This is a genomic window from Pseudomonas pichavaramensis (assembly GCF_050473265.1).
GTDB lineage: Bacteria > Pseudomonadota > Gammaproteobacteria > Pseudomonadales > Pseudomonadaceae > Aquipseudomonas.
Genome location: NZ_JBJKFJ010000002.1, coordinates 152,345 through 171,228, shown reverse-complemented (window position 1 = coordinate 171,228; position 18,884 = coordinate 152,345). Strand labels below are relative to the sequence as shown.

The window sequence follows — 18,884 nt, the reverse complement described above, 5'->3', positions numbered from 1 at the left end:
TATTGTTATGACTCGGTTGGCTGGCCAGGTGATGCACGCACTGCAGGGCCCTGGCGCGGGCTGCCATGGGGCTAATCTAGAGTTTTCTGACTTTTGGGTCAACAAATATTTGACCTGGCGGTCAGCTGCTTTTCATGCATTTCAGTTATCAGCGCGGGGGCCGGATTCATGCTCTGAGCGTAGCGGTTTTCGTGCCAGCTAGGGCTCTGCTGCGGGCTTTCCGTAGGGTGTCCGGGGCTGTCTAGGGCGTGCGCATAAATGTTCGGCGGCGAATGGTTGGTGCGCATGGCGCACCCTACGTGACTTTCATGCCGGCGAAGGCTGGCCAGGGGAGCGTATGGTGCGCCGCGCGCACCAATAACCACAGGCAAACATGGCACAGCACTGGTGCGCAGGGCCTGGGTGGGCCCGCACACCTACAAAAGCAAAACCCCGGGAGCTTGCACTGCCGGGGTTGGCTGTAAGGGGCGGGCAGGGCTCAGGTCAGCTGCGATTCGCTCAGCTGGTGTTCCTCGCCGGCGTAGTAGGCGCGCACCTTGGGGTCCATGATCGCGCGCCACAGTGGCGGAAAGAGGGCGAGCACGATCATTCCGGCATAGCCGTTGGGGAGTTGCGGGCTGTCGTCGAAATGGCGCAGCACCTGGTAGCGACGCTTGGCGTAGGCGTGATGGTCGGAGTGGCGCTGCAGGTGGAACAGGAACAGGTTGGTCAGCAGGAAGTTGCTGTTCCATGAGTGATGCGGCGTGGTGCGCTCGTAGCGGCCGTTGTCCAGTTTGCGCCGGTGCAGGCCGTAGTGTTCGACGTAGTTGACGATCTCCAGCAGGGTGAAGGCCATCAGCGCCTGGCCGAGGAAGAACAGTGCCCCCAGCCAGCCGAAGGCCAGGCTGAAGCCGAGCAACAGCAGTGCACTGGTGGCGTACCACCAGATCAGCTCGTTGCGCCAGTGCAGGGCAGGCAGACCACGGCGCTGTAGGCGCTCGGCCTCCAATCTCCAGGCATTGAGGAAGTTGTGCTTGTAGGCATGTGGCAGGAAGGCGTACAGGCTCTGGCCAAACCGCGAGGACGATGCGTCCTCGGGCGTTGAGACATGCACATGATGGCCACGCACGTGCTCCACCTTGAAGCCGGCGTAGCACACCGCTGCCAGCAGCAGGCCGCCGGCGTTCTGTTCCAGCGCCGCATCCTTGTGAATCAGCTCGTGCGAGACCGTGATGCCGATGGCGCCCATCACCGTGCCCACCGAGAGCACCCAGCCGAGCTGGCCGACCCAGCTCCAGCCCTCGTAACTGACGAATATCCAGGCGCTCCAGGCCAGCATCGCCAGCAGCAGTGGCACCGTCGCCAGACTCAGCAGGCGATAGTAGCCCTGAGTTTCCAGGGCCGGCACCTCGTCGCGCTCATCCGGGTTGGCCGGGTCGCGGCCCACGACGAAGTCGAGCAGCGGAATCACGCCGAACACCGCCGTGATCACCAGCCAGGCCCAGGCGTCGGCATGAGCGCTGCCCAGCGACCAGTGGTAGCTGAGGGGGATGCCGAGCACCGGGATCAACCAGATCCAATAGCCGACCTTCTTCAGGGCGAGCATCCAGTGCGAGGGAAGTCGTTCGAACATGCCGGTCTCCGCCTGATTGTTGTTACGAGTTGCATGTAGGATTGTAGGACGATCTGTTTTTGTGACCATGCTTTCATGCCCAACCTTTAGAACGGAAAGCGCATGCCTGGGACGCTTGGCCCGGTAACACCCTGTGTTACACTCGCCGCCAGATTTTCTTGCTTCCGCCCAGCCGTGGCGGGGCCCTCAGACTCGACCGCCTGCCCGCTGTATCGACGCACATAAGGAATGTCATGACGTTCAAGGCCCCGGACAGCCTCGCCGAGCAAATTGCCCACTACCTGGCCGAACGCATCATTCGTGGTGAGCTCAAGGAGCGTGAGCGCATCCAGGAGCAGAAGGTCACCCAGGCCCTGAATGTCAGCCGTGGTTCGGTGCGCGAGGCGCTGCTGATTCTCGAGCGTCGCCACCTGATCGTGATCCTGCCGCGCCGCGGGGCCCAGGTCAGCGAATTGACCGCACATCACGTCACCAGTCTCTACGCGCTGACCATCGAGCTCTACGCCATGTTGGCTCGCGCAGTGATCGATCATTGGAAGGTGGAAACCGACCTGGCGCCCTTCATCGACATCCAGCAGCGCCTGCTGGACAGCCTGCAACGCGGCGACATCGGCGCCTTCGTCGAGAACAGCTTCGATGTCATGCGCGCGGCCTTTCCCTTCGCCGACAACCCCTACCTGCAGGAAACCCTAGAGAACCTGTTGCCGGCCATCAGCCGCACCTACCACCTGGCGCTGGAGCGCCGCAAAGGCGAGATGGGCCAGTTCATGGGCACCTTCGCCAGCCTGCTGCAGGCGATCATCGGCCGTGACCACGGGCGTGCTCGCGAAGTCTTGCAGGCCTATGGTCAGCACAACTGCCAGCTGGTGCTGGCGACCCTGGCCGAGCGCTAAGCCCCGATGCGCCTGAAGAGCATCAAGCTGGCCGGCTTCAAGTCGTTCGTCGATCCGACGACGGTCAGCTTTCCCAGCAACATGGCGGCGGTGGTCGGGCCCAACGGTTGCGGCAAGTCCAACATCATCGACGCCGTGCGCTGGGTGATGGGCGAAAGTTCGGCGAAGAACCTGCGCGGCGAGTCGATGACCGACGTCATCTTCAACGGCTCCAACACGCGCAAGCCGGTGACCCAGGCGTCCATCGAGCTGATCTTCGACAACAGCGACAACTCGCTGGTGGGCGAATACGCCGCCTTCGCCGAGATTTCCATCCGCCGTCGGGTCACCCGCGACGCGCAGAACACCTACTTCCTCAACGGCACCAAGTGCCGTCGCCGCGACATCACCGACATCTTCCTCGGTACCGGTCTGGGGCCGCGCAGCTACTCGATCATCGAGCAGGGCATGATCAGCAAGCTGATCGAGGCCAAGCCCGAGGAACTGCGCAACTTCATCGAGGAAGCCGCCGGCATCTCCAAGTACAAGGAGCGCCGCCGCGAGACCGAAAACCGCATCCGCCGCACCCAGGAAAACCTGGCGCGCCTGACCGACCTGCGCGAGGAACTGGAGCGCCAGCTCGAACGCCTGCACCGTCAGGCTCAGGCCGCGGAGAAGTATCAGGAATACAAGGCCGAGGAGCGTCAGCTCAAGGCCCAATTGCTGGCGCTGCGCTGGCAGACCCTGAACCAGCAGGTCGGCAGCCGCGAGCAGGTGATTGGCGATCAGGAAGTGGCCTTCGAGGCGCTGGTGGCCGAGCAGCGCAGTGCCGATGCCAGTATCGAGCGCCTGCGCGACGGTCACCACGAATTGAGCGAGCGTTTCAACCTGGTGCAGGGGCGTTTCTATTCCGTGGGCGGAGATATCGCCCGCGTCGAGCAGAGCATCCAGCACGGCCAGCAGCGCCTGCGCCAGTTACAGGACGATTTGCGCGAGGCAGAAAAGGCGCGCCTGGAAACCGAATCGCACCTCGGCCACGACCGCACCCTGCTGGCCACCCTGGGCGAGGAGCTGGAGATGCTCCTGCCCGAGCAGGAGATGACCGCCGCTGCCGCCGAGGAATCCGCCGCCAGCCTGGAAGAAGCTGAAACCACCATGCACGGCTGGCAGGAACAGTGGGACAACTTCAACCAGCGCAGTGCCGAGCCACGCCGCCAAGCCGAGGTGCAGCAGTCGCGCATCGCCCAGCTGGAACAGAGCCTGGAGCGCCTGAGCGAGCGTCAGCGTCGTCTCGGTGAAGAATTGCAGCAACTGACGGCCGACCCCGAAGACGCCGCCATTCTCGAATTGAACGAACAGCTGGCCGCTGGCGAGCTGGAGCAGGAAGCGCTGCAGCAAGCTGAGGAGCAGCAGGCCGAGCGCCTGCAGCAACTGCGTGAAGAGCTGCAGCAGGCCGGTCAGGCGCAGCAGCAGGCGCAGGGCGAGTTGCAGCGTCTCAATGGTCGCCTGGCCTCGCTGGAGGCGCTGCAGCAAGCCGCGCTCGATCCGGGGCAGGGCGCCGGCGAGTGGCTGCGTGAGCAAGGCTTGCAGCAGCGTCCGCGCCTGGCCGAAGGGCTGCGTGTGGAGGCCGGCTGGGAGCTGGCGGTGGAAACCGTGCTCGGCGCCGATCTGCAGGCCGTGCTGCTGGATGATTTCGCCGGGCTGGATTTCTCGGCATTGGAGCAGGGCGAACTGCGCCTGCTCAGCCCCGCCAGGGGCGGCATGCGAAGTGCCGGTAGCCTGCTGGACAAGGTGGAGTCGAGCCACGACCTGTCGCCCTGGCTGGCCGGCGTACGTCCGGTCGAATCGCTGGAGCAGGCGTTGGCGGCGCGTGGCCAATTGGCCGATGGCGAAAGCCTGATCAGCCGTGACGGCTATTGGGTCGGTCGGCATTTTCTGCGTGTGCGCCGCGCCGCCGAGGCGGACAGCGGCGTGCTGGCGCGCGGGCAGGAATTGGAGCGCCTGCAACTGGAGCGTGAGGAACGCGAGGCGGCGCTGGTGCAACTGGATGAACGTCTGTTGGGCCTGCGCGATGCGCAGCGCCTTCAGGAAGAACTGCGTGAGCAGCAGCGTCGTCAGAGCCAGGAGCTGGGACGGCACCTGGCCGAGCTGAAGGCGCGATTGTCTGCCAGCCAGGCCAAGGCCGAGCAGTTGGGCCTGCGCCGCCGGCGCTTGCAGGACGAGCTGCAGGAAGCGGCCGAGCAACGTGAGATCGAGCAGGAGCAACTCGGTGAGGCGCGCCTGCAACTGCAGGATGCGCTGGATGCCATGGCCCAGGACAACGAGCAGCGCGAAAGCCTGCTGGCCAGTCGTGACAGCCTGCGCGAACGCCTCGATCGGGTGCGTCAGGAGGCCCGCCAACACAAGGATCATGCCCACCAGTTGGCCGTACGCCTCGGCTCGCTGAAGGCGCAGCACGACTCCACTCGCCAGGCGCTGGAGCGTCTGGAAATGCAGGCCGAACGCCTGCACGAGCGGCGTGAGCAGCTGTCACTGAATCTGGAGGAGGGCGAGGCGCCGCTGGAAGAGCTGCGTATCAAGCTCGAGGAATTGCTCGAGCGGCGCATGGCGGTGGACGAGGAACTGCGTCAGGCGCGCCTGACGCTGGAAGACGCCGACCGCGAGTTGCGCGATGCCGAGAAGCGTCGCAGCCAGGCCGAGCAGCAGGCGCAACTGCTGCGCGGCCAGCTGGAGCAGCAGCGCATGGACTGGCAGTCGCTCAACGTGCGACGCAAGGCCCTGGCCGATCAGCTTGCCGAAGACAACTACGACCTGCACGGGGTGATCGCCACGCTGCCGGCCGACGCCACGGAAAGCGCCTGGGAGGAAGAGCTGGAGCGCATGGCGGCGCGTATCACGCGGCTTGGGCCGATCAACCTGGCGGCCATCGACGAATATCAGCAGCAGTCCGAGCGCAAACGTTATCTGGATGCGCAGGATGCCGATCTGGTCGAAGCGCTGGAAACTCTGGAAAACGTCATTCGCAAGATCGACAAGGAAACGCGCAATCGTTTCAAGGAAACTTTCGATCAGATTAATGGCGGTTTGCAGGCACTGTTTCCAAAAGTTTTCGGTGGCGGCAGTGCTTATTTGGAACTCACCGGCGAAGATTTACTCGATACCGGTGTGACCATCATGGCGCGGCCCCCGGGCAAGAAGAACAGCACCATCCATTTGCTCTCCGGTGGAGAGAAAGCGTTGACCGCTTTGGCATTGGTGTTTTCCATCTTCCAGCTCAATCCGGCGCCGTTCTGCATGTTGGATGAAGTTGATGCGCCGCTGGATGACGCCAACGTGGGTCGTTATGCGCGCTTGGTCAAGGAGATGTCGGCAACGGTGCAGTTCATCTACATCACCCACAATAAGATCGCCATGGAAATGGCCGATCAATTGATGGGGGTTACCATGCACGAGCCGGGCTGCTCGCGTCTGGTGGCGGTAGATGTCGAAGAGGCACTGGCGATGGTGGAGAGCTGATGCGTCTGCCTGTGTAAAGTTGCCTTTCGTCGTGCTAGCTTATTGCCCACTTTTGTTACACGCGGAAAACGTCAGACAGAACATGGAGTTGGCGTCGCGTTTTATAGTCGAGTCAGGGTCCGATTGATTGGATCTTTTTTTCACCAGAATTTTTAAGGGTCAGGTATTTCATGGAATTCGGTCTGCGCGAGTGGCTGATCGTTATTGGCATCATCGTTATTGCTGGCATTCTTTTCGACGGTTGGCGTCGGATGCGCGGTGGCAAGGGCAAACTCAGATTCAAGCTGGATCGCAGTTTCGCCAACATGCCGGATGACGACAGTGACCCGGATCTGCTCAGTCCGCCGCGCGTGATTCAGCGTGACGTCGACCCGCAACTGGATGAAGACGACCTGCCGTCGATGAATGCCAAGGACCTGCCGCGTCGTCCGCGTAACGAGCCGCAGCAGGGCGATCTCAATCTCGCCGTCGACGAGCCGGTACCGACGCTGCTCAACCCGGTCGATGATGAACCCGACGAACCGAAGAAGCCTGCCAAGCCGGCTGCCGATGCTGCGCCTGTCGAAGAGGTGCTGGTCATCAACGTTGTCGCGCGCGACGATATCGGCTTCAAGGGCCCGGCTCTTCTGCAGAACATTCTCGAAAGCGGTCTGCGTTTCGGCGAGATGGACATCTTCCATCGCCACGAGAGCATGGCCGGTAACGGCGAAGTGCTGTTCTCCATGGCTAACGCGCTCAAGCCGGGCACCTTCGATCTCGATGATATCGAAGGCTTCAGCACCCGCGCCGTGAGCTTCTTCCTCAGCCTGCCTGGCCCGCGTCATCCCAAGCAGGCCTTCGACGTGATGGTCGCGGCGGCGCGCAAGCTGTCGCACGAACTGGGCGGTGAGCTGAAGGACGACCAGCGTAGCGTGATGACCGCGCAGACCATCGAACATTACCGCCAGCGCATCGTTGAATTCGAGCGCCGGCAATTGACCCAGAAACGCTGATCACACGTGCATTGAAAAAGAGCAGCTCAGGCTGCTCTTTTCGTTTGAGAGACCGAGCATGACCGACGTTGCCCAACGTATTTCCGCGCTGCGCCAGGAACTGGACGCACACAACTATCGCTACTACGTGCTGGATGAGCCGAGCGTGCCCGATGCTGAGTACGACCGTCTGTTTCGCGAGCTGCAGGCGCTGGAGGCTGAACATCCGGAGCTGGTGACCCCCGATTCGCCGACCCAGCGTGTTGGCGGCGAGGCGCTCAGTGCCTTTGGCGAGGTGCGTCACGAGGTGCCGATGCTCAGCCTCGGCAACGCTTTCGAAGAAGACGATCTGCACGCCTTCGACCGCAGCGTGCAGAGCGGCCTGGGCCTGGCGGGCGGCGATCTGTTCGGCGGTGGTGCCGAGGTCGAGTACAGCTGCGAGCCCAAGCTCGACGGCCTGGCGGTGAGCCTGCTTTACGAGAACGGCCAGCTGGTGCGCGGCGCCACACGTGGCGATGGCAGTACCGGCGAGGATATCAGCAGCAACGTGCGCACCATTCGCAACGTGCCGCTCAAGCTGCAGGGCAAGGGCTGGCCGCAGGTGCTGGAAGTGCGCGGCGAGGTTTTCATGCCCAAGGCTGGCTTCGAGGAACTCAATGCGCGCCAGGCCGAGAGCGGCGGCAAGACCTTCGCCAACCCGCGCAATGCAGCGGCCGGTAGCCTGCGTCAGCTTGATCCGAAGATCACCGCCAGCCGGCCGCTGGAATTCTGCTGCTATGGCGTCGGCCAGGTCAGCGGTGAACTGCCGGGTACCCAGGTGGCTATGCTGCAGCAGCTCAAGGCCTGGGGCATTCCCATCAGCCGTGAGTTGAAACTGGCCAAGGGTGTACAGGCCTGTCTCGACTATTACCGCGACATCGGCGAGCGGCGCATGAGCCTGGCCTATGACATCGATGGTGTGGTGTTCAAGGTCAACAACATTGAGGACCAGCAGCAGCTGGGCTTCCGTGCACGTACGCCGCACTGGGCCATCGCTCACAAGTTCCCGGCGCAGGAGGAGCTGACCGAGCTGCTCGACGTCGAGTTCCAGGTCGGCCGTACCGGCGCGGTGACGCCGGTAGCGCGGCTCAAGCCGGTCAAGGTGGCCGGCGTGATGGTGGCCAATGCCACCCTGCACAACATGGACGAGGTGGCGCGCCTGGGGGTGATGATCGGCGATACGGTGATCATCCGCCGCGCCGGTGACGTAATCCCGCAGGTGATGGCCGTGGTGCCCGAGCGCCGCCCCGATGATGCGCGCCCGGTGCATATCCCCGAGCAGTGCCCGGTATGCGGCTCGGCGGTGGAGCGCACTCAGCTGATCAAGCGCAGCAAGGGTAAGGAAAGCGTCAGCGAAGGCTCGGTGTACCGCTGCGTCGGTCGCCTGAGCTGTCAGGCGCAGCTCAAGCAGGCGATCATCCACTTCGTTTCGCGCCGCGCCATGGATATCGATGGCCTCGGCGACAAGACCATCGAACAACTGGTCGACGAGAAGCTGATCGCTTCGCCGGCCGATCTGTACAAGTTGACCTTCGAACAGATCATCGGCCTGGACGGTTTTGCCGAGGTGTCCAGCAACAAGCTGCTGGTCGCTATCGAGGCCAGCAAGCGGCCGACCCTGGCGCGCTTCATCTATGCCCTGGGCATTCCCGATGTCGGCGAAGAAACCGCCAAGGTGCTAGCGCGTTCCCTGGCTTCGCTGACGCGGGTACGCCAGGCGCTGCCGGAAGTGCTCACCTACCTGCCGGACATCGGTCTGGAAGTGGCGCATGAGATCCACAGCTTCTTCGAGGACGCGCATAACCAGCAGGTCATCGACGCGCTGCTCGGCGACTGCGGCCTGCAGTTGCAGGAGGAGGGCGAGCTGAGCGCCGAGTTCAGCGCCGTCGCCACCCTCGGCGGCATGCTCGACAAGCTCAATATTCCCAGCGTTGGTCCGGGGGCGGCGCAGAAGCTTGCCGAGCGCTTCGGCAGCCTGGAGGCGGTGCTCGTCGGCGACTGGCTGGACATGCGTCAGGCGCTGCCGGAGCGGCAGGCCAAGGCCGTGCGCGATTTCTTCGACGGCGAAGGCAACGCTCAGCGCGCCCGCGCCATCGAGCAGCAGTTGCGTGACTTCGGCATGCATTGGGAAAGTGAGAAGAAGGTCGCCGAAGGCCTGCCACTGGCCGGCCAGACCTGGGTGCTCACCGGCACCCTGGAAGTGATGAGCCGCGACGTGGCCAAGGAAAAGCTGGAGAGCCTGGGCGCCAAGGTGGCCGGCTCGGTATCGGCCAAGACCCATTGTGTCGTCGCCGGGCCTGGTGCCGGTTCGAAGCTGGCCAAGGCCAGCGAACTGGGCGTGAGGGTGCTGGACGAAGCGCAGTTCCTCGAGCAACTCAAGACCTACGGTATCGAATCCTAATGGGCTGTTCGCGAGCAGAGCTCGCTCCTGAAAAGGCAGGCGAAGATACGCCGATCTTGTAGGAGCGGCTTCAGCCGCGAAATGACCGACAGGGTAGCTCCAAGGCTCCCGGATTGCATCCGGGCTACTGGGCTGGACGAAGTGCAGGTGTCGAACGCTGACCTGTAGGAGCCGGCTTGCCGGCGAGCTGATCGGAGAAGCATCGCCGGCAAGCCGGCTCCTACGAAAAGCTTGGCTTCAGCCGGCGAAGCGCTGGTCCAGATAGGCGATGATTGCCTTGGACTCATAAAGCCAGGTGCTCTGGCCGTTTTCCTCGATGCGCAGGCACGGCACCTTGATGCGCCCGCCCTGTTGCTCCAGCGCCTGGCGATGCTGGGCGTCGTTCTTGGCGTCACGCAGCGCTACCGGCAGGTTCAGGCGGTGCATGTTGCGGCGTACCTTGACGCAGAACGGACAGGCATGGAACTGATACAGCGCCAGGTCGGCTGTGGCTTTCTCGACCTCGGCCTGAGCCTCGGGGCTGCGCTTAAGCTTGCGTGGGCGACTGATCCAGTCGCCAAACACGACCAATTGGCCCAGACCGACGCGAAGGGCTTTTAGCAACATTTTCTCTACTCCTGAAATGCACGCGGCCGTTCACTGATGTGAACGGCCGTCGCTGTTTGCCGCTTAGCGAACCAGATTGAGGAACTCGCCACGGGTGGCCGGGTTATTGCGGAACTCGCCGAGCATTACCGAGGTGACCATGGAAGAGTTCTGCTTCTCCACGCCGCGCATCATCATGCACATGTGCTGGGCTTCGATGACCACCGCCACGCCAAGGGCGCCGGTGACCTGCTCGACCGCTTCGGCGATCTGCCGGCTGAGGTTTTCCTGAATCTGCAGGCGGCGGGCGAACATGTCGACGATCCGCGCGACCTTGGACAGGCCCAGCACCTTGCCATTGGGGATGTAGGCCACGTGTGCCTTGCCGATGAACGGCAGCAGGTGATGCTCGCACAGCGAGTACAGCTCGATGTTCTTCACCAGCACCATCTCGCTGTTATCGGAGCTGAACAGCGCGCCGTTGGTGACTTCCTCCAGCGTCTGCTCATAGCCGCGGCAGAGGTACTGCATGGCCTTGGCAGCGCGCTTGGGGGTGTCCAGCAGGCCTTCGCGAGAGACGTCTTCGCCGAGTTGGCCGAGGATGGCGGTGTAGTGTTGTTCCAGGGACATGGAGATTCCTGTTGGGTATCGAATGGACGCAGGGTAGGGCGCGAAAAGAGGCCTGACAAGAGCGCCAGACCGCAGCGCGAGTCTCGTTACTCGTCGCGGCCATCCATCATGGTTCGTTTGAGGATGACGTACACCGCTCCGGTGCCGCCGTGCTTGGCCAGGCACGAGGTGAAACCCAGCACCTTGGGGTGCTGACGCAGCCAGGTGTTGACGTGACTCTTGATCATCGGTTTGCGCCCGTCCATGCGCACGGCCTTGCCGTGGGTGACGCGCACGCAGCGGATTTCCAGCTTGGTGGCTTCGGCGAGAAACTCCCACAAGGTGTCGCGGGCTTTCTCGACGCTCATGCCGTGCAGGTCGAGGCTGCCTTCGAAGGCAATCTGCCCCAGCTTGAGCTTGCGCATCTGGCCGTCCTGCACGCCGTTGCCGGCCCAGTACAGCGGGTCTTCGGCGCCAACGTCGATGACGAACTGGTCGGAAAGACCGTCCACCTTGATCTCACCCTGGCTGACGGTCGCTGCCTGGCGCAGGGTCTTGAACTGCTTGCGATCGGGTTTGGGTTTGCCGGTATCGGCACGGTCATGCTTGAGCGGCTTGACGCCGCGCAGCTCGGCCTGGAACAGGGAAAAGTCGTCGTCTTGCATCGGAGGCTCCGCGAAACAGGCGGCTATCTTACCGAAAAGCCGGCCGGGTAAGCGCAGAAAGACCTCTTCTCAGGCCCATGGTCGCTGGTGGACATTGGCCTCAGTCGCGCTTTTTCATCAGAGAGGGTGACAGGCTCAGATCACCGGAGCGGCGCAGGCGCCTGCGGCAGCGCCGCCAGAATGAGATGCCGGCCCATAACAGGAGCAGGCCGAGCAGCAGTAGAACGATGGCTTCGCCGACAGAGTCGTTGAGCGTGCCCAGCACGGGCGCGCGACCCGCCAGCGAGGCGACGCCAGCCATCGCCAGGAGAACTCCGAAGGCAGCCAGCAGCGCGCCCAGGCCGGCACCGAGACGCAGACGCCAGCTACCAGACTGGCGTGGGCGCAAGCGACGTGCATCGAAATCGTCAGAAAGCTTCATTCCGATTTCCTCTGGGTTATCGGCGCTGTGACCGGCTGCTGCCAGCGGAGTTCCGCTGGCGCGGTACGGCTGTGACAGGCATCAAATCAGCGATTTTGCGTGCGGCACGATAGTGGCGAAGTTGTCGCCCAGGGCGATCATCTCGATGCGATGCACCTCGGCGGCAGAGATCACGCTGCCGTCTGGCGCAGGCAGATCACGGGTCGCGCAGGCAGCATCGACCAGGGTGCAGCGGTAGCCGTAGTCCTTGGCGGCGCGCACCGTGGTGCTGACGCTGGAATGGGTCATGAAACCGCAGACGATCAGATCCAGATGGCCAAGCGCCTGCAAGCGGTCATGCAGCTCGGTGCCAGCAAAGGCGTTGGGTAGGCGTTTTTCGACCACGATCTCGCCGGTCAGCGGCGCGGCCTCCGGCAACTGACGGCCACGAGGGCCGCTGGGGTCGAGCAGGCCGCCCGGGATGCCCAGGTGTTTGACGTGGACGATATCGGCGCCAGCGCTACGTGCGGCGGCCAGCAGGTTGGCGATTTCTGCCAGTGCGGGGTCAAGGCCGGGCAGGGCGAGGACGCCGCTGCGGTACTCTTCCTGGGCATCGATGATCAGCAAGGTCGCATTGTTCAGGCTGGCCGGTGCGTGGCCACGACCGGTGAGCTGGAACATGGTTTGCGGATGGGACATCTCGGGCTCCTGGCTGATGGTTTTAATTTGCCATTGTCCGCTTGCCAGAGCGGTCTGTGAACCTCTATCTGCGTCAATGCTTGCTCAGTGCATGTTGCCGGAGCAGAATCGGAACTGCCCCGAAGGACTCAGGGTCGTACGCAAAAGGAGTTGCCATGTCACTTTTGTCGCAGTTATCCCCGCATTTCTGGCTGTTGTTCTCTATCGCCGTGTCCGTCGCGGTGCTGCGAGAGTTGCGGCGTCCCGACGAGCACGAAGCGCGCGACAAGCACAAAGGTTCATGAGCGTTCATTAACCCGTCGTTCATGCGCTGGCTACCCGCACTGGGCTAAACTTCCGCACTTTTCACCCGGAGGCCGCCCGTGACTGCTCTCACCACTCGTTTACGTACCCTGCGCGACTATATTCGCTGGGCTGTCAGTCGCTTTCAGGCCGAGCAGCTGTTCTTTGGTCATGGCACCGACAACGCCTGGGACGAGGCGCGCCAGCTGGTGCTCGGGGCGCTGCATCTGCCTTGGGAAATCTCCGACGCGTATCTCGATTGCCGTCTTGAAGACGATGAGCACACGCACCTGCAGACGCTGCTCAAACAGCGTATCGAGGAGCGGGTGCCGACTGCCTACCTGCTTGGCGAGGCGTGGTTTTGCGGCTTGCCGTTCGTGGTCGATGAACGTGTGCTGGTGCCACGCTCGCCGATTGCCGAGCTGATCGACCGACATTTCGCCCCCTGGCTACCGACCGAGCCAGCACGAGTACTCGACCTGTGCACAGGCTCGGGTTGCATCGGTATCGCCTGCGCGTACGAGTTCCCCGAGGCCGAGGTGGTGCTGGCCGATCTTTCCTTCGATGCGCTGGAAGTGGCCAATCAGAATATCGAGCGCCACGGCCTGGAGGAGCGTGTGTATTGCGTGCAGGGTGACGGTTTCGCGGGGCTGCCTGGTCAGCGTTTCGACCTGATCGTCTCCAACCCGCCTTATGTCGACGCCGAAGATTTCGCCGACATGCCGGCCGAATACCAACACGAGCCGGCCATGGGCCTGGCCTGCGGTGATGACGGCCTGGATCTGGTGCGACGCATGCTGGCCGAGGCCGCTGATCACCTGACCGAGCGTGGTGTGCTGATCGTCGAGGTGGGCAACAGCCAGGTGCATGTCGAAGCGCTGTACCCGGAGGTGGATTTCACCTGGCTGGACTTCCAGCACGGCGGTCACGGGGTGTTCCTGCTGGCTGCCAAGCAGTGCCGCGAGCACCAGGCATTGTTTCGTTCACGTATCGAAGGCTGACATGCCGGTGCGCACGGTGTTCACCCTACGTTAGGTCGTGCGAGCCGCCAGTAGAGGCTGTTTACGATCTTTCGAGCTAGAGCGATACAAGGCGAAAGCAAGCGAGAAACGGTCGGAGTCGCGTTCGACTGTACTTTTGTACATGAGCATTTCGAGCTTGTTTTCAACGCAGTAGCGCCGACGCGCAGATGATCGTAAATAGGCTCTCAGCGCGTGGCGATCCATATCAGCAAACCCGCTTGAAACAGGCAGAAGGCGATCAGGCAGGTGATGGTGAAACGCAGGCCTGTGTCTTCGCGCTTGAGACGATCGACGCGCTCTTCCAGCTTGCGCAGCTTGACGCTCTGTTCCTGCAGGTTCTGGTCGGCCTGTTGCAACATGGCGGCAGCGTCCAGCAATTCGATGATCTGCACCTTCTCGGCCTGCCAGTCGCCATGCAGCGAACTGACCCGTGGCGCGCTGTAGAACGGCTTTAGCTGCAACGGGTCGCTGTATTCGATGGTGAAACCCTGCGCTTTCAATGCGTGATCGCGCCGTTCGCGGGCGGCTTCGTTGAAGTTGTCCTTGGTGGGCAGGGCGCCGCCTTCGACCTGATAGTGGGCGTAGTGCTTGCGTGCCCAGGCGATGCCCTGGGCCATGAGAAAACGCCCGAGGCCGCAATTGGCGGGCTCCACGCTCAGGCCCTTGTCAGGGCCGAAACGCACTTCCTTGCCCTGGTGGTCGGCCCAGACTTCCAGCAGGTTCTGTTGGCGATGCAGGCGCTGCCCAGGTACCTGGACGGTCAGGCGCAGCAGGCTGAGCTCCTTGGTGTGGCGCTCGACCCGACCCAGCTGGACGAAGCGCAGCGGTCTGGGCCCGGTTTCCCGATCTACGGGCAGCGGCGCCAGGCGCAGCAGGCTGAACTGCTCCGCCGGCAGGTCAGACCAGGGGTGTGGCGCGGCAGGCGTTTCGCTGGCCGCGGCTGCGTCTTCGGGGGCTTGCGCCTCCGGGGCTGGGTTCTCGCTCATGGGCGTCCTGTGCGCTTGATCGGGTCATTTTGCAGGTTATCGACCGTTTTTCTCTGCGCTGGAGCGAATGAAGGCGACGATCCGCTCACCTAGCGCACGGGCCAAGGGTAGCTGTGGATCGTCGTAGGACGCTAGCTGTTCCTGCCAGGCCGCCGGAGTGATGCGCATGACGTGGTTCATGCCCGGGATCAGCGCCAGTTCGGCGTCTGGCTTGGCCTGCTGCATCAGTTCGGCGTTATCCGGGCTGACCTGTGCATCGTGCGTGCCCTGCACGATCAGCGCGGGCATGCGCAGGGCGGCGAAATTTTCCGCCGGATCCTGGCGCAGCAGGCTGATCAGATAGGGTTGCACGCTGGGGCGGTAGACCACCTGCAGCTCCTTGGGCACGTCCGGTTGCAGCTTGCCACGGATCAGGTTGGCGAGAATGTGCCGGCTCTCGGCCAGCCGCTCCGGTGGCAGACGCATGGCCAGTTGCATATCCAGCACCTGGCCGATGGGGTAGGCGGGGCCGGCGATGGACACCAGGGCATCGGCCTGACTGCCGTTGGCAGCCAGGCTGGCGATCATTGCGCCTTCGCTGTGGCCGATCAGGATCAGCCGGTTGAAGCGCGAGTCCTCTCTAAGCAGCCTGGCCCAGCCTTCGGCATCGGCCACGTAGCGTTCGACGCTCAGGTCGCGTTCGTTTGGCGTGGCGGCGCTGCTGGCGGCTACGCCGCGCTTGTCATAGCGCAGACTGGCGATGCCGTGGCGTGCCAGTACCTGGGCCAGTTTCTTCAGGGCGTCGTTGTGGCCACCTTCGGGGTTGTTACCGTCACGGTCGGTGGGGCCGGAGCCGGCAATCAGCAGCGCCACCGGCAGCGGTTGATCGCTTTGCGGAACCAGCAGGCTGCCGTACAACGTGCCCTGGTCGGTGTCGAGGCTGATGGGCTGTTGGCGGGTGGTATTGGCCTGGGCCAGGCCAGTGATCAGGGTGAGGGACAAAAGCAGGGCTCGCAGCATGATAGGTGTGGGGTGGTGGCAGACTGGCATTGGACGTCTGCGACCGAGCAAGGTTCGGGGTGAACTGCGAGATGGTGGCAGGTATACTCGCCCACCTTGTTAATCGGGCCTGCGCAGCGTCGGGCCTGGGCTGAATTTCGCGGAGCGTCTTCCCATGTCCGGCAATACCTACGGCAAGCTGTTCACCGTCACCACCGCTGGCGAAAGCCATGGCCCGGCGCTGGTCGCCATCGTCGACGGTTGCCCGCCCGGTGTCGAAATCAGCCTGGAAGACCTGCAGCGCGACCTCGACCGCCGCAAGCCGGGCACCAGCCGCCACACCACGCAGCGCCAGGAAGCTGACGAGGTGGAAATCCTTTCCGGCGTGTTCGAGGGCAAGACCACCGGTTGCTCCATCGGCCTGCTGATCCGCAACACCGACCAGAAGTCCAAGGACTACTCGGCGATCAAGGACCTGTTCCGCCCGGCGCACGCCGACTACACCTATCACCACAAATACGGCATCCGCGACTACCGTGGCGGTGGCCGCAGCTCGGCGCGCGAGACGGCCATGCGCGTGGCCGCCGGCGCCATCGCCAAGAAGTTCCTGGCCAGCCAGGGCATCGTCATCCGCGGCTACATGAGCCAGCTCGGCCCGATCGAGATTCCGTTCAAGACCTGGGACAGCGTCGAGCAGAACGCCTTCTTCAGTCCCGATCCGGACAAGGTGCCGGAGCTGGAGGCCTACATGGACCAGCTGCGCCGCGACCAGGACTCGGTCGGGGCGAAGATCACCGTGGTCGCCGAAGGGGTGATGCCGGGCTTGGGTGAGCCGATTTTCGACCGCCTGGACGCCGAGCTGGCCCATGCGCTGATGAGCATCAATGCGGTCAAGGGCGTGGAAATCGGCGCGGGCTTCGCCAGTGTTGCCCAGCGCGGCACCGAGCACCGCGATGAGCTGACGCCGGACGGTTTCCTGAGCAATAACGCTGGCGGCATTCTTGGCGGCATCTCCAGCGGTCAGCCGATCGTCGCCCACCTGGCGCTCAAGCCGACTTCCAGCATCACCACGCCGGGGCGCTCCATCGACGTCGACGGCAACCCGGTGGACGTGATCACCAAGGGCCGTCACGACCCTTGCGTGGGCATCCGCGCTACACCGATCGCCGAGGCGATGATGGCCATCGTGCTGATGGATCATCTGCTGCGTCATCGCGCGCAGAACGCCGATGTGCGCGTCACCACGCCGGTGCTGCCGCAACTGTGACCCAGGCGGCATGAGCGCGGCCCTGCCGTACTGGCGGCTATCGAGCTTCTATTTCTTCTACTTCGCTTTGCTCGGGGGGACCGCGCCATTTCTGGCGCTGTACTTCGATCACCTGGGCTTTTCTCCGGCGCGTATCGGCGAGCTGATCGCCATTCCCATGCTGATGCGCTGCGTGGCCCCCAATCTGTGGGGCTGGTTGGGCGACCATACCGGTCAGCGCTTGCTGATCGTGCGCTTTGGCGCACTCTGTACCCTGGTTTGCTTCGCCGGCATCTTCTTCAGCCAGAGCTACGCCTGGCTGGCGCTGATCATGGCCACTCATGCCTTCTTCTGGCATGCGGTGCTGCCGCAGTTCGAAGTCATCACCCTGGCCCATCTGCGTGAACAATCTGCGCGTTATAGCCAGATCCGCCTGTGGGGCAGCATCGGTTTCATCGTTGCTGTGGTCGGCCTTGGGCTGTTGTTCGAGTGGCTGAGCCTGGATGCGTATCCGGCGGCGTTGGTGGTGATCATGGCCGGTATCGTCGCCGGCAGTTTCTGGGTGCCCAATGCACAGCCGCTGGTGCGACCGGACAATCCGGAGCAAGGTGGTTTCCTTCGTCAGTTGCGCCGTCCCGGCATCATTGCGTTCTACATCTGCGTTGCGCTGATGCAGTTGAGCAATGGCCCGTACTACACCTTCCTCAGTCTGCATCTGGAAGGTGTCGGCTACAGCCGTGGTGCCATCGGCCTGTTCTGGGCCTTGGGTGTGGTGGCGGAAATTCTGCTGTTCCTGGTGATGGCGCGGCTGCTGCAGCGTTACTCGCTACGCAGCGTGCTGCTGGTCAGTTTTCTGATCACTGCAGTGCGCTGGTTGTTGCTGGGTAACCTGGCGCAGTACCTGCCCGTTTTATTGCTGGCGCAGTGCATGCACGCCGCCACCTTCGGTGCTTTTCACGCTGCCTGCATTCACTTCGTGCAGCGCAGTTTCGCTGATCGTCAGCAGGGCCAGGGGCAGGCGCTCTATGCCAGTCTGGCCGGTATTGGCGGTGCCCTCGGCGCACTCTATGCCGGTTACAGCTGGAAAGGTCTGGGCCCAGCCTGGACCTTCGCCATTGCCAGTCTGGTAGCCTTGCTCGCAGTTTTCATCATTGTCACCCGCCTGCCGTCCGAGCAGCCCCGAATCGAGTGAGTCCTCCATGAGCAGCCTCAGCGTCCATCTGGATACGTCCCCGGAATTGCCGAACAAGGTCCTGAACCATGCCGATGACATCGCCAGTACCCTGGCGGCTGTAGGTATCGACTATCGCCAGGTGGAGCTGCCGCAGGCGTTGCGCCCAGGCTGCGAGCAGGCCGAGTTCGAGGCGGCCTATGGCTTGTGGCTGCAGGCGTTCATGACAGAGCAGGGCTATGTGCAGCAGGAACTGTTCAATCTGCAGCGCAATGACGCACGGAAGCTGGAGCTGCGCGCCCGCCACTTGGACGAACAGGTGCAGGGCAGTGCCAGCGCCTGGTTGTTTGTCGGTGGCTTCGCGCAGCTGAGCGTGCATGTGGATGGCTACGTCTATGTGCTGCAAGGCGAGCGTGGCGACCTGTTGACCCTGCCGGCCGGCACCCGCCACTGGTTCGACCTCGGCGAGGAGCCGCACCTGCTGGCATTACGCTTGAGTGCCAGCGACGAAGCTGCCGAGGTCACGGGCGACGATATTGCCTCGCGTTTTCCGCGCCTGGACGCCTGAAGGGAACCCCGGCAGGCCACTGGCTATCCTATGAAGGCAACCTTTCAGACAGGAGTGTCGTCATGGGTTCTACCTTCAATGGCCTGATCGGCCTGGTCATTCTGGCCCTGGATATCTGGGCCATCATCAATGTGGTCAAGAGCAGCGCTGAAACAGGCATCAAGATTCTGTGGATCCTGCTGATCGTGCTGTTGCCGGTAATCGGCCTGATCATCTGGGCCCTGATGGGGCCACGCGGTAACGTCCGCTTGTGATCCGCGCA

18 protein-coding genes are annotated in these 18,884 nt (G+C 63.2%); 10 read left to right on the top strand and 8 right to left on the bottom strand.

From position 1 onward, the window contains the following. Positions 1–478: 478 nt before the first annotated feature. Positions 479–1,612: an alkane 1-monooxygenase gene (locus ACJRW5_RS04335; protein ID WP_484569300.1), complete on the bottom strand. Its 1,134-nt coding sequence runs from the start codon at positions 1,610–1,612 to the stop codon at positions 479–481. 233 nt (positions 1,613–1,845) lie between these two features. Here ACJRW5_RS04335 and ACJRW5_RS04330 point away from each other — a divergent pair, with 233 nt between their 5' ends. The 4 genes from ACJRW5_RS04330 (at position 1,846) to ligA (ending at position 9,411) form a co-directional block, all read left to right on the top strand. Further along, complete coding sequence (locus ACJRW5_RS04330; protein ID WP_484569299.1) at positions 1,846–2,505, top strand: GntR family transcriptional regulator; 660 nt, start codon at positions 1,846–1,848, stop codon at positions 2,503–2,505. Between the two features lie 6 nt (positions 2,506–2,511). Continuing rightward, positions 2,512–6,000: a chromosome segregation protein SMC gene (gene smc, locus ACJRW5_RS04325; RefSeq protein WP_484569298.1), complete on the top strand. Its 3,489-nt coding sequence runs from the start codon at positions 2,512–2,514 to the stop codon at positions 5,998–6,000. Between the two features lie 170 nt (positions 6,001–6,170). Beyond that, complete coding sequence (gene zipA / locus ACJRW5_RS04320) at positions 6,171–6,992, top strand: cell division protein ZipA (RefSeq protein WP_484569297.1); 822 nt, start codon at positions 6,171–6,173, stop codon at positions 6,990–6,992. A gap of 58 nt (positions 6,993–7,050) precedes the next feature. Continuing rightward, the gene (gene ligA, locus ACJRW5_RS04315) at positions 7,051–9,411 is read left to right on the top strand and encodes an NAD-dependent DNA ligase LigA (protein ID WP_484569296.1); all 2,361 of its coding nucleotides are present in this window, start codon (positions 7,051–7,053) and stop codon (positions 9,409–9,411) included. Between the two features lie 237 nt (positions 9,412–9,648). On the opposite strand, the gene ACJRW5_RS04310 is transcribed toward ligA, so the two are convergent. From ACJRW5_RS04310 to ACJRW5_RS04290, 5 genes are all read right to left on the bottom strand, one after another. Further along, positions 9,649–10,017: a glutathione S-transferase N-terminal domain-containing protein gene (locus ACJRW5_RS04310; protein WP_484569295.1), complete on the bottom strand. Its 369-nt coding sequence runs from the start codon at positions 10,015–10,017 to the stop codon at positions 9,649–9,651. A gap of 63 nt (positions 10,018–10,080) precedes the next feature. After that, positions 10,081–10,626: a GTP cyclohydrolase I FolE gene (gene folE, locus ACJRW5_RS04305; protein ID WP_484569294.1), complete on the bottom strand. Its 546-nt coding sequence runs from the start codon at positions 10,624–10,626 to the stop codon at positions 10,081–10,083. Between the two features lie 86 nt (positions 10,627–10,712). After that, complete coding sequence (locus ACJRW5_RS04300) at positions 10,713–11,270, bottom strand: Smr/MutS family protein (RefSeq protein ID WP_484569293.1); 558 nt, start codon at positions 11,268–11,270, stop codon at positions 10,713–10,715. Positions 11,271–11,370: 100 nt separating this feature from the next. Further along, positions 11,371–11,691 carry a hypothetical protein gene (locus ACJRW5_RS04295; RefSeq protein ID WP_484569292.1) on the bottom strand — a complete coding sequence of 107 codons (321 nt, stop codon included), beginning with the start codon at positions 11,689–11,691 and terminating at the stop codon, positions 11,371–11,373. A gap of 81 nt (positions 11,692–11,772) precedes the next feature. Continuing rightward, on the bottom strand, positions 11,773–12,369 hold the full coding sequence (locus ACJRW5_RS04290) for a cysteine hydrolase family protein (RefSeq protein ID WP_484569291.1): 597 nt from the start codon (positions 12,367–12,369) through the stop codon (positions 11,773–11,775). Positions 12,370–12,524: 155 nt separating this feature from the next. Here ACJRW5_RS04290 and ACJRW5_RS04285 point away from each other — a divergent pair, with 155 nt between their 5' ends. Then, positions 12,525–12,653, top strand: coding sequence for a hypothetical protein (locus ACJRW5_RS04285; RefSeq protein ID WP_484569290.1), 129 nt, complete (start codon positions 12,525–12,527; stop codon positions 12,651–12,653). Between the two features lie 78 nt (positions 12,654–12,731). Further along, on the top strand, positions 12,732–13,652 hold the full coding sequence (gene prmB, locus ACJRW5_RS04280) for a 50S ribosomal protein L3 N(5)-glutamine methyltransferase (protein ID WP_484569289.1): 921 nt from the start codon (positions 12,732–12,734) through the stop codon (positions 13,650–13,652). A gap of 206 nt (positions 13,653–13,858) precedes the next feature. Here the strand turns inward: prmB and ACJRW5_RS04275 are convergent, their stop codons facing one another. Together ACJRW5_RS04275 and ACJRW5_RS04270 are read right to left on the bottom strand one after the other, a co-directional pair. Further along, a complete protein-coding gene (locus ACJRW5_RS04275) occupies positions 13,859–14,659 on the bottom strand; it encodes a hypothetical protein (RefSeq protein ID WP_484569288.1) in 801 nt (266 codons plus the stop codon). A gap of 36 nt (positions 14,660–14,695) precedes the next feature. Continuing rightward, the gene (locus tag ACJRW5_RS04270) at positions 14,696–15,688 is read right to left on the bottom strand and encodes an alpha/beta hydrolase (RefSeq protein WP_484569287.1); all 993 of its coding nucleotides are present in this window, start codon (positions 15,686–15,688) and stop codon (positions 14,696–14,698) included. A 124-nt stretch (positions 15,689–15,812) separates the two neighbouring features. On the opposite strand from ACJRW5_RS04270, the gene aroC reads away from it, so the two are divergent. From aroC to ACJRW5_RS04250, 4 genes are all read left to right on the top strand, one after another. Next, positions 15,813–16,904, top strand: a complete 1,092-nt coding sequence (gene aroC, locus ACJRW5_RS04265) for a chorismate synthase (protein ID WP_484569286.1) — start codon at positions 15,813–15,815, stop codon at positions 16,902–16,904. A 10-nt stretch (positions 16,905–16,914) separates the two neighbouring features. Next, positions 16,915–18,075 carry an MFS transporter gene (locus ACJRW5_RS04260; protein ID WP_484569285.1) on the top strand — a complete coding sequence of 387 codons (1,161 nt, stop codon included), beginning with the start codon at positions 16,915–16,917 and terminating at the stop codon, positions 18,073–18,075. A gap of 7 nt (positions 18,076–18,082) precedes the next feature. Beyond that, positions 18,083–18,622: an acireductone dioxygenase gene (locus ACJRW5_RS04255; RefSeq protein WP_484569284.1), complete on the top strand. Its 540-nt coding sequence runs from the start codon at positions 18,083–18,085 to the stop codon at positions 18,620–18,622. A gap of 62 nt (positions 18,623–18,684) precedes the next feature. Next, complete coding sequence (locus ACJRW5_RS04250; RefSeq protein ID WP_484569283.1) at positions 18,685–18,876, top strand: PLDc N-terminal domain-containing protein; 192 nt, start codon at positions 18,685–18,687, stop codon at positions 18,874–18,876. The last annotated feature ends 8 nt before the right edge of the window (positions 18,877–18,884 follow it).